Origin of the sequence: uncultured Gilliamella sp., from assembly GCA_945271295.1 — a bacterium.
Lineage (GTDB): Bacteria > Pseudomonadota > Gammaproteobacteria > Enterobacterales > Orbaceae > Gilliamella.
Genome location: CALYPG010000009.1, coordinates 1 through 13961, shown reverse-complemented (window position 1 = coordinate 13961; position 13961 = coordinate 1). Strand labels below are relative to the sequence as shown.

At 33.9% G+C, this 13961-nt stretch carries 14 protein-coding genes; 10 read left to right on the top strand and 4 right to left on the bottom strand.

From position 1 onward, the window contains the following. Positions 1 to 446: 446 nt before the first annotated feature. The gene (locus Q0K76_RS06330) at positions 447 to 719 is read right to left on the bottom strand and encodes a hypothetical protein (protein WP_294613097.1); all 273 of its coding nucleotides are present in this window, start codon (positions 717 to 719) and stop codon (positions 447 to 449) included. Between the two features lie 430 nt (positions 720 to 1149). Here Q0K76_RS06330 and Q0K76_RS06325 point away from each other — a divergent pair, with 430 nt between their 5' ends. The 9 genes from Q0K76_RS06325 (at position 1150) to asd (ending at position 8665) form a co-directional block, all read left to right on the top strand. Then, a complete protein-coding gene (locus Q0K76_RS06325; protein ID WP_294613094.1) occupies positions 1150 to 1878 on the top strand; it encodes a GntR family transcriptional regulator in 729 nt (242 codons plus the stop codon). Next, positions 1875 to 2558, top strand: coding sequence for a GntR family transcriptional regulator (locus tag Q0K76_RS06320; RefSeq protein ID WP_294613091.1), 684 nt, complete (start codon positions 1875 to 1877; stop codon positions 2556 to 2558). The genes Q0K76_RS06325 and Q0K76_RS06320 overlap by 4 nt, the downstream gene beginning before the upstream one ends. A gap of 11 nt (positions 2559 to 2569) precedes the next feature. Continuing rightward, complete coding sequence (locus Q0K76_RS06315; protein WP_294613088.1) at positions 2570 to 3037, top strand: PTS sugar transporter subunit IIB; 468 nt, start codon at positions 2570 to 2572, stop codon at positions 3035 to 3037. Positions 3038 to 3054: 17 nt separating this feature from the next. Beyond that, positions 3055 to 3891: a PTS sugar transporter subunit IIC gene (locus tag Q0K76_RS06310; RefSeq protein ID WP_294613085.1), complete on the top strand. Its 837-nt coding sequence runs from the start codon at positions 3055 to 3057 to the stop codon at positions 3889 to 3891. Then, the gene (locus Q0K76_RS06305) at positions 3872 to 4693 is read left to right on the top strand and encodes a PTS system mannose/fructose/sorbose family transporter subunit IID (protein ID WP_294613082.1); all 822 of its coding nucleotides are present in this window, start codon (positions 3872 to 3874) and stop codon (positions 4691 to 4693) included. Before Q0K76_RS06310 ends, Q0K76_RS06305 begins: the two co-directional genes overlap by 20 nt. 14 nt (positions 4694 to 4707) lie before the next feature. Then, a complete protein-coding gene (locus Q0K76_RS06300) occupies positions 4708 to 5778 on the top strand; it encodes an SIS domain-containing protein (RefSeq protein ID WP_294613079.1) in 1071 nt (356 codons plus the stop codon). Positions 5779 to 5789: 11 nt separating this feature from the next. After that, positions 5790 to 6788, top strand: a complete 999-nt coding sequence (locus Q0K76_RS06295) for an SIS domain-containing protein (RefSeq protein ID WP_294613076.1) — start codon at positions 5790 to 5792, stop codon at positions 6786 to 6788. A gap of 15 nt (positions 6789 to 6803) precedes the next feature. Beyond that, positions 6804 to 7238: a PTS sugar transporter subunit IIA gene (locus tag Q0K76_RS06290; protein WP_294613073.1), complete on the top strand. Its 435-nt coding sequence runs from the start codon at positions 6804 to 6806 to the stop codon at positions 7236 to 7238. Between the two features lie 323 nt (positions 7239 to 7561). After that, entirely contained in the window at positions 7562 to 8665 is a 1104-nt protein-coding gene (gene asd / locus Q0K76_RS06285; RefSeq protein WP_294613071.1) for an aspartate-semialdehyde dehydrogenase, read from the top strand. A 45-nt stretch (positions 8666 to 8710) separates the two neighbouring features. Here the strand turns inward: asd and Q0K76_RS06280 are convergent, their stop codons facing one another. From Q0K76_RS06280 to nagB, 3 genes are read right to left on the bottom strand one after another with little or no spacing between them, the layout of a single operon-like run. Beyond that, a complete protein-coding gene (locus Q0K76_RS06280) occupies positions 8711 to 9940 on the bottom strand; it encodes an ROK family protein (protein ID WP_294613068.1) in 1230 nt (409 codons plus the stop codon). 44 nt (positions 9941 to 9984) lie between these two features. Further along, positions 9985 to 11127, bottom strand: a complete 1143-nt coding sequence (gene nagA / locus Q0K76_RS06275; protein ID WP_294613065.1) for an N-acetylglucosamine-6-phosphate deacetylase — start codon at positions 11125 to 11127, stop codon at positions 9985 to 9987. An 11-nt stretch (positions 11128 to 11138) separates the two neighbouring features. After that, the gene (nagB, locus tag Q0K76_RS06270; protein WP_294613063.1) at positions 11139 to 11945 is read right to left on the bottom strand and encodes a glucosamine-6-phosphate deaminase; all 807 of its coding nucleotides are present in this window, start codon (positions 11943 to 11945) and stop codon (positions 11139 to 11141) included. 251 nt (positions 11946 to 12196) lie between these two features. Here nagB and nagE point away from each other — a divergent pair, with 251 nt between their 5' ends. Next, a complete protein-coding gene (nagE, locus tag Q0K76_RS06265) occupies positions 12197 to 13693 on the top strand; it encodes an N-acetylglucosamine-specific PTS transporter subunit IIBC (protein WP_294613060.1) in 1497 nt (498 codons plus the stop codon). Positions 13694 to 13961: the final 268 nt, after the last annotated feature.

Below are 13961 nucleotides of genomic sequence, written 5' to 3'. Positions count from 1 at the left end.
CTCTAATACTTAAATCGATATTAAAATAATTATTAAAAGAGGATTACAATCAAGCGAAGTTAAATAGTCCGCCTAACAAAAATTAAACAATAACAATAGCGTTTAAAATGATAAGTATTGGTTTAATAAGTTGTAAAGATGTTTCAGGTTAACTATACGTTTGAGTATAAAATCACGGTGCAGGTTCAAAAGCTAAGTTCTAGTCAAAATTCAGGCATAAAATTTTCAGCATTTATTACCTTACTAATTAAAGTATCGCTATCTTTATCACTTAAAATAACCTGATTTAAATTTTCATTATAAATCGAATTAATATATAGATAGATAACACCTTTTTATAAGGAATATCCTAGCCAAATTCAACATATATTTTATAGTTAGAATCTGCATCTTCATAATCAATATCGTTAATTTTTGCTTAAAATATAGCTTAGCAGTCTTAAAAATTATATGACAAGTGTCCAATTATCTTTGCATAAATCGCCATTAGAGAATAATAATTTTCCTTTCACTTCGAGTGAACGGTAATCATTATTAGAAATTTTTTTGATCATCTGTTCACCTATAACTAATATCTCTTGAATAAAAGTCGTGTTTTTATAGATTTTACCGATTCCTTTTTTGATATCGTTACCCTCAATATAACCTACTAATATCTGCTTATTATTCTGAATAGCAAAGAGTTGATGAATAGCCATAATAGATTGAATATTATTCATACTATCATCCTTTATATAAAATTGTATTAGATTAACAGTCATCGCTTATATTAATTTATAAATAACGATGAGCAAGTAACTGAGGATGATTATTCCCTATAGAAATACTCAAACCGATCGTTTAATTAACGACATCATAAACAGTAACATCCATTTTTTGATTATATCAACGATCACTTAAAGCCTAAAAATCTCAATCATTTATCTCTTTATCAACTTATGTTGTCATTGCTATTAAGGTCTACAATTGCTGCTTGCCATTCCTATTTTGATCTTCTTTTCCAATTTCATAAACAATGAAAATTGTGATCATCGTAACAATTTTGGTACTAAAAATAGATAACATGTATTTTTTTATTTATTTTATAAACAATATTATGTAGATTAAGATATATCTTTTGAATAAAAAAACCCATAAAGGAAGTGTTTTTTGGAATACCGTGATATAGCTTCAAAAATGAATGTTGAAGAACAAATTAGAGCAAATCCAGCTATTATTAAGGAAAATTCGACAGAAAGAGGACTAGCCGAATATTTTGGGGTTAGTCGAACTACCGTTCGAAAAGCTTTAAATGATTTAGCCATGGAAAACTTTGTATTTCAAACTGAAAAAAGCTTGGAATGTCATCAAGTCTTTGAGATTAATATGTTAAAGATGTCTTCATTTAGTGAAGAAGTTAAAAAAGGTGATAATGCCCAAATAAAAATAAAAGTTCTGTCTAATCAAATCATCAAAATGCCAGCTGAATTAAGAACATTCTTTGGTTCAAATCAACAATTAATCAGAATTATAAGACAACGTTTATTAGGAGTAAGTGAAAGCCCTTTATCTTATGAGATCACCTATTTATCATCCGAAAAATTTAAAGGTTTAGAAAAAGTAGATTTAAATAATGTTTCTCTCTATCAATTTTTGAAAGACAACTATTATTTCATTCCAAGTCATGGCCGTGAAGAGATCGCTTATGAAGCTGCAACCGAAGATAAAGCAACGTATTTGCAAGTCACTGAAGGAACGCCCATTTATAAAGTTTCGAGTTATAGTTTCGACCTTAATTTTCAACCCTTTGAACATACCGTTCAATATTTAATTGGTAATAGATTTAGATATCATTTATCAGCAAAAAATATTTTTGATTACCGAGAAAAAATTAAATGAGTTTATTTGAAAAAGTAGCTGCTCATTTAATGGAGCAGATTAAAACGGGACGATATGGGGTAGGTGCAGAATTACCGCCCGAAGTTCAATTACAAAAGGATTATGATGTAAGTAGGACAACAATAAGGAAAGCAATTGATCTTTTAGTAGAACAAAGTTTGGTTGTTAGGAAAAAAGGAGTAGGTCTATTTGTTGCACCGACTCTTTCTACCCAGAATATCTTAACAATGACGGGAATTATCAAACCATATACCTATCAACATCACAAAAAGGTTATTAAAGATAATTATTTAAGACAAGCGGGAACATACTATAGTCAATTGTTAAAGATAAAACCTTCTGAGCTAATTTATTATATTAGTTTTTTAGAGGTAGCAAAAAACAGCGTAGTAAAAGAAATTTTTATCCTACCTCTTAATCACTTTCCAGATTTTCAAATCTCAATAGTAAAGGTTTTATCTGCGCTGGAAATTACTAATTCCGGTAAGAAAAAAGTCGATAAGTTAGAACAAGATTTACAACTAATTGTAGCGAATGCTGAATTAGCTAAGCAGCTACGAAGTAATATTAATGACCCATTATTTAAAATTTCCAATCACTATTTTGATATTAATAGCGAACCTATTGCCATTGAATACAAATTCGCTAGCAATACTAAATATGTGGTTGATTTCACTTAGGAGGTACACAAATGATTAAATTATTACGTGTTGATCACCGTTTAGTACACGGTCAGGTCGTTGTTTCGTGGTTTGAAAATGTTGGTGCTAATACAATTTTAGTTGCCAATGATGCTGTTGCTAATGATGAACTTCGTAAATCAGCTATTCGTCTAGCTAAACCAGAAAATGCAAAATTAGTCATGAAGTCTATTGATGACAGTATTAATGCAATTAATTCTGGCGTAACCGATAAATATCAAATGCTAATTGTAGTTGAATCTGTTGCGGATGCGGAAAAATTGATTCGAGAAACACAAGGCACAATAACAAGCCTTAATTTAGGTGGAACAAAACCACGCGAAGGTACTAAAAATTATTCCAAGACAATTAATTTAACCGATACAGAAGCAGATTTATTAACAGAATTACAACAAAACGGCATTGATATCTATATTCAGCAAATTCCAAGTGAATCAAAGCAAAAATTTGAAAAATAGTTTAGAGGGTACAAAAAATGAGTATCGAATTAACAGCAGTAGTTTTAGCTTTGATTGCGATGTTAGCAAATGGTGAATACTTTTTAGGTTCATCGATGTTATCAAGACCCTTAGTGACTTGTACTTTAGCAGGTTTAGTCATGGGCGATATCACACAAGGCGTTATTATTGGAGCAACATTAGAATTGGCATTTGTTGGATCATTTTCTATCGGTGCCTCTATTCCGCCTGAAATTATTTCAGGTAGTGTGTTAGGTACGGCGTTTGCTATTGGTGCAGGTAAAAGCACCGAAATTGCATTAACGCTTGGCATTCCAATTGCTTCACTAGTTTTATTAGTCAAAAATTTATGCTTCCTTTTCATTCTTCCTTATTTTGTTCATAAAGCGGATAAATACGCTAACGAAGGTAATGGTAAAGGCATGGATCGAATGAACTTATTAGGTGGATTTTTTTCCATTAACCTTCCAATTGGCTTAGTGGTAGGACTTTCCTATCTATTTGGCAGTTCAGCGGTTAATAGCTTATTAGAAACGATTCCAAAATTTATTATTGATGGTTTAGGTATTGCAACAGGCTTATTACCTGCCTTTGGTTTTGCCATGTTAATGAAAATCATGATTAAAAAAACCAATACCACCTTTTTTATTCTTGGCTTTGCTTTAGCCGTATATATGAAAGTACCGGTCACAGGTGTTGCCATTTTTGGTGCTTGTATTGCGCTAATTTTGACAGGTTATTCCGCATTTAATGGCAAAAAAGAAGCAATTGGAGATAACAGCCAACAACCAAATACCCATACAGGCAATGTGTTAGCCTCACAGGAGATCAATTATGAAAATGAAGAATTCTAAATTAATAACTAATAAAGAATTAACAAGAACTTTTTGGCGATCTTTCACTGCCGAGTGGTCTTGGAATTATGAACGACAAATGAACTTAGGTTATTCTTATGCCATGCGTCCTGCTTTAGATAAAATCTACAGTAATAACAAAGTAGAATTAACTGATGCTTATCAACGTCACCTTGAATTTTATAATGTTACACCATGGTTAATCACTTTCCCGTTAGGCATTTGTATTGCCATGGAAGAACAAAATGCTACTGATAATGATTTTGATAAAAGCACAATTAATGATGTCAAAATAGCTCTCATGGGGCCATTAAGTGGTTTAGGTGATTCATTCTTTTGGGGAACATTACGTGTTATTGCAACAGGTATAGGTACTTCGTTAGCATTTGAAGGCAATATTTTAGGTCCACTGCTATTTTTATTAATTTTTAATGTCCCTGCCATTTTAGCCCGTTATTTTGGCTTACTTATAGGATATAACATAGGTGCGTCATTTATTGATAAAGTACAAAAGACAGGTTTAATGGATAAATTATCCTACGGTGCATCGGTTTTAGGGCTTTGTGTGGTCGGATCCATGGTCGCCACCATGGTGTCATTAAATATGCCATTAAAAATAGGAACCGGTGATGACTCCTCGTCATTGCAAGATATCTTCGATGGGATTGTACCGCAAATTTTACCTTTACTCTTCACAATATTTATCTTTGTATTAGTCAAAAAGGGGTTGAAGGCTCATTGGATTCTCTTGCTAATCGCTGCTATTGGCATTTTTGGGGCTTGGAGTGGTTTATTAGGATAGTTGGAGTAAAAATAATGAAAAGTATTGCTGATTATGTGGCATTAGAGCCCGAATATTATCAAAATGTTTTAAATAATTACGTAAAGTTGTTTGTTGAACCAATTGATTTAAATAAAGTTAAACAACTTAGCGCTATCGTATTATTTGCTACCGGCTCAAGTTCAAATGCTGCTTACGGCGCTCGTCCTTTAATGAGTAAAATATTAAAGGTACCGGTATATGTTGAAGATCCATCAATGGCAGCTAACTACTTACATTATAATGACTCCAACACGCTATATATTGCGATTTCACAAGGTGGACAAAGTTATTCAACTATCCATTTAGTCGAACAATTTATAAAAAATAATCAAACCATTTACGCTCTTACTAGTAATCCTAATAGTCCGTTAAATAAGATAAGTAATAATGTGTTGTCAATGGGTATGCCTGTTGAAGAAATGCCTTATGTGAGTGCGGGCTATAGTGTCACTATTCTTGATTTAATATTAATTTCCATGGTAATTAGTCAAAAAATTGGACATTTGGAAACTAAACAATTTGATAGTTACCTAAATCAAATTCAAACAATTATCACTGCTCTCCCACAAGTCATTCAACAATCCCAAACTTGGGTGAATAACAATTTAAGCCAATTTTTTCATGCAGAAAGAGTCATTTTAATTGGGTATGGCGCAACATATGGAGTAGCCAGAGAAGGGGAAACCAAATTTACCGAAACTGTGCAAAACACAGCTTTAGGAAAAGAATTAGAAGAGTATATGCATGGGCCATATATAGGTTTGCATGCAAATGACAGTATCGTTTTTATTGAACCTCAAGGTCAACTAGAACAAAGAGCAAACGCCTTAAAACATTTTTTAAATAAATATGTTGAAAATGTCACAACTATTTATGCTGACAAAACAGACAACATTAAAGAACGGGATTTATGTCTTAATGTGAATTGTGACGAATTATTATCTTCATTATTTATGACAATCCCGATCCATTTACTCAGTTATCAAGTTTCACAATTGAAAGGTCGTGATCTGGAGAAATCAACTTATCCAGAATTCGACGTAATCACTAAATCTAAAATATAAAGGGTTAAATTATGAGAAAATATGACGAACAAAAAGAATTAAACAGTATGAATGGCGCATTAGCATTACGTCCAACGATTAATAAGTTTATTGATGAAATACACAAACGTGGTTATAGCAATGTTTGTTGGTTGGGTATTGGTGGTACTTATGCATCGTCAATGCAAGCTGTTGTCCATATGAAAGAAAAAACAGCCATTGAAACATTTGTACAGCATGCGGCTGAATACCTAGTAACCGGTAATAAACGAATTACTAAAGATACACTTATCATTATTTCGTCAGTCACAGGTTCGACACAAGAACTGGTTGATGCAATAAAGAAAATTAAAAAAGAGGTTGGTGCAACCATATTTGCTTTCTTAGATAGAGAAAATACACCATTAGATGACTTAGTTAATCATCTTATTGTTTACCCAATGAATGAACAACTAAAATTCTTTATGGCAGCTGATCGTTTAATGTATTTAGCCGGTGAATTTCCTGATTACGATGAGTTTTATCAACAAATGGATCAACATTTTGCCAAAAATATTGTCGCTGTTGCTAAAAAAGCCGATAAGTTTGGACAAGAAGTTGCTGAAAAACATCATAACGATAGCATGCATTATTTTGTAGGTGCAGGTAATCAATGGGGCGCAACGTATTCTCACGCCATGTGTTATTGGGAAGAACAGCACTGGCTACGTTCAAAATCAATTGAATCAGCAGAATTTTTCCATGGAACATTAGAAGTTATCGATCGTGATACGGCGGTAACCGTTTATGTTGGTGAAGATTCACAACGACCTTTAAGCGAAAGAGTGGCTAAATTCTTACCGCAAATTTGTGGTAATTATACAATTATTGATACAAAAGATTATGAATTACCGGGAATATCTGAAAAATATAGAGGTAATGTATCGCCATTCGTTTTTCGTGCTATAAATAACCGAATAGATGCTTATGTTGAACATTTAAATCGTCATCCAATGACTATTCGTCGTTATTATCGTTGCCTTGATTATTAAAGGAGTTCCATATCCATGATTGCAGTATTAGTGAGTACCCATGGTGCGTCGGCCAAAAGTTTAGTTGAGTCTGCAGAGATGATCTGTGGCGAACAAACTTTATGCGAAGCGGTATCGTTTACAATGGGACAATCATTAGATGACTTTGAACAACAGATTGAACAAAAACTTCAGCTTTTAACAAACCAATGTTCACAAATCTTATGCTTAGTTGATTTAAAGGGTGGAACACCGTTTAATACATTGGTTAAGCTAATAGCTAATTACCCAAGTTTAGAAGTGATAACTGGGGTAAATATACCAATGTTGTTAACAACGTTTATGCTAAGAACTGACGAAAGCAATCTAAGTGATTTTTTACCAGAAATCATCGAAGCGTCGGTAAAAGGCATTGAGCTACATAATATTGCTTCAATAACAAACAACGAAAATCAAGATGAGGATTTTTAATCTTCTAGTTCGGTAATAACACCTAACACTTGTTATAAAAAGGCAGATCAATTTTTATAAATAATAACAATAAGATTTGCCTTTATTTATCAAATAATTATACTTTTTTATTTAGCCTTATAGCAAAATACCTACAATTTCAAGAATATATAAACAAGCACATAGCTTAAACTCTCATTTTATAAAAATAAAATTATATAACACCACGTTATTATACCTTTGCTGACAAAAATAATTCTTATCTTACTTTGTTTTATGGTGATATTTTGTTTTAATAGCTAAGTATATCTCTGTATAACAACTACTTTTGGAATGGAAAAATTATGAAAAATGTTGGTTTTGTTGGTTGGCGTGGAATGGTTGGATCTGTTCTTATGCAACGTATGGTTGAAGAACATGATTTTGATTATATTAATCCTGTTTTCTTTTCTACTTCCCAAGCGGGACAAGTTGCTCCGGTTTTTGGTGGTAAAACCGGCACGTTGCAAAGTGCAGACAATATTGAGGCATTAAAAGCATTAGATATTATTGTAACTTGCCAAGGTGGTGATTATACCGCAAAGATTTACTCAAAATTGCGATCTACCGGTTGGCAAGGTTATTGGATCGATGCTGCATCAACACTGCGCATGGAAAATGATGCGGTTATCGTGCTAGACCCTGTAAATAAAGCCAATATTCATGCCGCGTTAGACCAAGGCATTAAAACATTTGTTGGTGGTAACTGTACGGTTAGCTTGATGTTAATGTCATTAGGTGGGCTGTTTGCTGAAAATCTTGTTGATTGGATTTCGGTTTCGACCTATCAAGCAGCTTCTGGTGGTGGTGCTCGCCATATGCGTGAATTATTAACTCAAATGGGTATGTTGCATGCAGATGTGGCTAAGGAACTACAAAATCCACATTCATCTATTTTAGATATTGAACGTAAAGTCACCCAAAAAATGCGAGATGGCAGTTTACCAACCGATAATTTTGGCGTGCCATTAGCTGGAAGCTTGATTCCTTGGATCGATAAAGCGCTCGAAAATGGTCAAAGTAAGGAAGAATGGAAAGGGCAAGCTGAAACCAATAAAATTTTAGGTACCAGTCAAATTATTCCTGTTGATGGACTTTGTGTTCGTATCGGTGCATTGCGTTGCCATAGTCAATCTTTCACAATTAAATTGAAAAAAGATATTAGTATTCCTGAAATTGAAAAATTACTTGCAGCCCATAACGATTGGGTAAAAGTCGTACCAAATGATCGTGAATTATCAATGCGAGAACTTACCCCAGCCGCAGTAACAGGCACATTAACCACTCCAGTTGGACGTTTGCGTAAACTCAATATGGGTAAAGACTTTTTATCAGCCTTTACTGTTGGTGACCAATTATTATGGGGAGCGGCAGAACCACTTCGAAGAATGCTACGTATTTTAGCTTAGTAAAAAGCCCGATCTTTTCGGGCTTTTTTTATAAAATAAGATAAATTACATTGCGTTGTCATCAAATAATGTCATTAACAATGAACCGTTAAATAACGCTTGTTGAACTAATGCAAATGCACCAATAGCTGAACGATCATCGAGTGTTGAGCAAGTGATAGTCAAATTTTTCCTTAACCCTACTAAACTCTGCGTGTTTAATGCGCTATTTATAGCACTTAACAGTATTTCTGGAGATTTGATTAATTCCCCAGCTAATACAATGCGCTGCGGATTGAAGATATTAACCATAATTGCAACGGCTCTGCCTAGGTTTTCCCCTGCATCTTTCACTAATTTAATAGCCAGTTCATCACCTTGATTGGCACGTTGACAAATATTAACAATGTTACATAACTCGGTTGTTAATTTAGTTGCATAACCTTGTTCAATCATCTGTTTGGCACGACTTTCAATTGCTTTATTTACAACTCGATTTTCCAGACAACCAAAGTTACCACAATGACAACGATCACCGAGTGCATCAACTTGGATATGTCCAACTTCACAGGCACTTTGATTATGGTTGGTAAGTAATTGTTGATTAACAATAACGCCTGATCCTACCCCTTTATGTACTCGAATTAAAATAGAATCATCCACATCTTGAGTGGTACCAAAATAACTTTCAGCTAGGGCTAAGCTTTGAATGTCATTGCCGACAAAAATAGAAACATTAAACTGTTTTTGTAATGCTTCAACTAACGGCCAGTCTTCAACTTGAATATGTGGTGTATAACGAACAATTCCACGCACAGAATCAATTAATCCAGGCATTACTACCGATATAGCAATTAAGTTTTTAATTTTTTTACTGTGTTCTTGGATAAATTGTTCAATAAGAGTAATTAAGTTTGTTTGTACTTGTTGCTCTGTAAAATCGGTGAGAGGATATTTGTTTGATGCTAAACAATTTGCCCCGATATCATAAAGCTCAATCATGATATGTGAACGGCTCAACTGCACAGCAATTGCCCGATAATAATTGTATCTGGCAACAATAGATACAGCTGGACGTCCACCCGTTGATTGTTGGACATCAACCTCTTTAATCAACTTATTTTTAAGGAATTGGCGAGTAATTTTTGTAATACTAGCAGGAGCTAATTGACTTATTTCAGCTAGTTGAATTCGTGAAATAGGTCCTTGCTGAACAATCAAACGATAAATCATGGCGTAATTAAGTTGCTTGATTAGTTCAGCATTTCCCACCAAATTCAGATAATTAAATGTCATATATCATCTCAATAGTTTTATTGATTCATTAATGATCTGACATTCTAACGGGTGATTTCTCCATTAACAATAGTTTTAGCTACAGTAAAGTCACGATTAAAGATAACTAAGTTAGCTATTTTACCTTCACTAATACTTCCAAGTGTTTTATCTACACCAATTGCTCTTGCCGGATAAAGCGTAGCCATGCGTAAAGCCTCATCTAATGCAATGCCAACATATTCAACGGCATTTTTTACTGCTTCAATCATGGTTAGTGCAGATCCGCCTAGCGTGCCATTTTCATCAATACAACGACCATCTTTATAATAAATAGTTTTACCAGCAAATACACCTGAAGATAAATCAGACCCAGCAAGTAACATCGCATCAGTAATCAAAATCAAATGATCTTGTTTAATTTTATGGCTGTTGCGGATATTAGCCCAGCTTACGTGTTGCCCATCAGCAATAATACCAACATAAACGTCAGGTGCATCATAAATAGCCCCAACCACGCCCGGCTCACGTCCTGATATATACGGCATAGCGTTGAATAAATGCGTACCTAAACTAATTCCTGCATTAAATCCACGGCGGCAATCATCATAGTGCCCATTAGAATGCCCAACAGAAACATGAATACCTGCATTAACTAATTGTTTAATAAAGCGACTATCAACTTTTTCTGGGGCTAGGGTTAGAATTTTAATAACATCAGCATTTTCGCAAAGGAAATCGATCATTTTTTGCGAAGGTTGACGAATGATATTTTCATCATGAATGCCTTTCTTTTCTGGATTAATATATGGTCCTTCAAGATGTAAACCCAAAGCTTGATTAGGGTGCTTAGCTAAGTATTCACGCATTACATTTACGGCTTTTATCATAAACCCATCCGTTGATGTGATTAAAGTTGGTAAATAGCTAGTACACCCATAAATAAGGTTAGTTGCTTGCATTTTTTCGAGTGTTTCTACACTTAATGCATCAAGTGTTTCATTAAATTGTACACCGCCACAACCATTGACTTGAATATCAATAAAACCAGGAGCAACAATCGCTCCTTGTAAATTTTCAATGGCAATACCGGTTGGTAATTCGTCTAGTTTACAGATTCTTTCAATTTTATCGCCATTAATAATAACAGCATGATTTTCAAGAATTTCATAACCTGTATAAAAACGACAATTTGTTAATGCATACATTAATTTATCCTTTATAAAATGGTTACCTTAAGATTATCTGCTTCCATTTGTTTAAAATAGTTTAGTGTTTTAACTTTAAGATCATCAGTACTTGGTTCATCACAAACAATAATAGATGCTGGATGCATTTGTAAAGCCGTCACGGTCCATAGGTGATTAACAGAACCTTCAACGCCAGCTTGTAGTGCTAGGCTCTTATTATGACCACACACTAATAAAATAACTTCCTCTGCATCCATTAATGTTGCAACACCAATAGTAAGTGCATGTTTTGGTACTTGATTTTGATCGTTATCAAAGAAACGAGAATTAGCAATACGCGTATCTTCCGTTAACGTTTTGATACGGGTTCTAGAACAAAGTGAAGATCCTGGTTCATTAAAAGCAATATGTCCATCTTGACCCACACCACCAACAAAAATATTGATTTTACCATAGGCTTTTATCTTTTCTTCGTATTGGCGGCACTCTTTATCAATATCAGCAGCATTGCCATTGAGTATATTGATATTGTTTTTATTAATATCAATATGATTGAAGAAATTTTCATACATAAAAGTATGATAACTTTGTGGATGATCTTCAGCAAGCCCTACATATTCATCCATATTAAAAGTAACAACGTGTTTAAAACTAACGTTACCAGCTTGGTACTGTTTGATTAATTGTTGATACATAACCAGTGGTGAACTACCTGTAGGTAAACCCAATAAAAACGGACGATCCGCTGTCGGTTTAAATTGGTTGATTTTATTAACAATACGCTGTGCAACCCAAGCGCCCACTTCCTGAGCATTTTGTAAGGGAATAAGTCTCATAAAATATAGCCTCTTCTGATATAATTAAAACAACTTCTTTTTTTTTAAAGTAAAAAATGTTAGCGTTATTTTACTACATTAAAGTAATTAAGCAAAAAAAAATCGTGATTAAAATCACAAAAAATGAATAATTAATTTGCGAAGAAAAATAATATAGGTTGAAATATAATTACTAATTACTTTTTAACTAAAGATATTAAATTTCAAAACTTCTTTGTGGAAAGTTCAAATAATAAAATGAGGAAACACTTATGGGAATTTTAGCTTACATGCAGCGTATTGGGCGTTCATTAATGGTGCCGGTGGCAGTACTACCTGCAGCAGCAATTCTGCTCGGTATCGGTTATTGGATTGATCCCAATGGTTGGGGTGCTAATAATATTGCCGCAGCGTTTTTAATTAAGTCAGGTAGTGCAATTATAGATAACATGCCAATCCTTTTCGCAATTGGGGTGGCTTATGGTATGTCGAAAGATAAAGATGGTGCAGCGGCACTGGCAGGTTTAGTTGGTTTTTTAATTATTACCACCTTATTATCACCAACTGCTGTAGCACTGTTTCAAGGAATCGATACCGGTATAGAAGGCTGGCAAAGTCAAATATCACCAGCATATGCAAAAATCAATAATCAATTTGTTGGGATTTTAGTCGGTATTATTGCTGCTGAATTATACAATCGCTTTAGTGGGGTTGAATTACATAGCGCATTGGCTTTTTTCAGTGGTAAGCGTTTAGTTCCAATTATTGTTTCAATTGTAATGTTATTTGTTTCGGTGGTGTTATATTTTATCTGGCCAATTGTATTTAGTTCATTAGTATCATTCGGTGAATGGATTAAGAACTTAGGCTCTGTTGGTGCAGGTATTTATGGCTTCTTCAATCGTTTATTAATTCCGGTTGGTTTACACCATGCTCTTAATTCCGTATTTTGGTTTGATGTTGCGGGTATTAACGATATTCCAAACTTCTTAGCTGGACAAGAAGCGATTGATTCAGGTAAATCAATTATTGGTGTTACAGGTCGTTATCAAGCCGGCTTCTTCCCGATTATGATGTTTGGTTTACCTGGTGCGGCATTAGCTATTTATCATACTGCGAAAAAAGGCAATAAAGATAAAACAGCCTCAATTATGTTAGCCGCTTCTTTCGCCGCTTTCTTTACCGGTATTACTGAACCACTAGAATTTGCGTTCATGTTTGTGGCACCATTACTTTATGTTATCCATGCTGTTTTAGCAGGTATTTCATTATTTATTGCCGCAACTATGCAATGGATTTCAGGCTTTGCATTTAGTGCCGGATTAATTGATATGTTACTGCAATCACGCAATCCACTAGCTGTACATTGGTATATGCTAATATTGCAAGGTTTGGTATTTTTTGTGGTTTACTATGTGGTATTCCGCTTCGTGATTGTTAAATTTAATCTTAAAACACCTGGTCGTGAAGAAGATGATACTTCTACTTTAGAAGACACTGAAGAATTTGAACCAACACAAACTATAGGTGATGTAGCTAAACTGGCTGAACAATATTTAATCATTGTTGGTGGTAAAGAGAATCTAACTAATATTGATTCTTGTATTACACGTTTACGCCTAAATGTTAATGATTCTGATCTTATTGATGAACAAGCAGCTAAAGCACTTGGCGCAATGGCAGTAATTAAGTTAGGTAAGACAGGTGTACAAATTGTGGTTGGTCAGCAAGCAGAAAAAATCGCTGATCAAATGAAAAAGTTAGTTTAGTTGAATTTTTACATAAAATTACTAACTAAATTTAGTTATCTGCTAATTCACCTTATCATTCAGCATAGCTGAAAGGTCAGGTGAATTAATCATTTATCCCATTTAACTTCAGAAAGTTAACCTTTTATACCTAAATTATCATCAATATGAACTAGAATTATGTTATTGAAATGGATTAATCTGTAAAGAAGTTTCAGGAAAGGTATACGTTTAAGTATAAAATTAAACCTACATTCAACATCTAAGTGCGAATCCAGTCAGTAAAAGG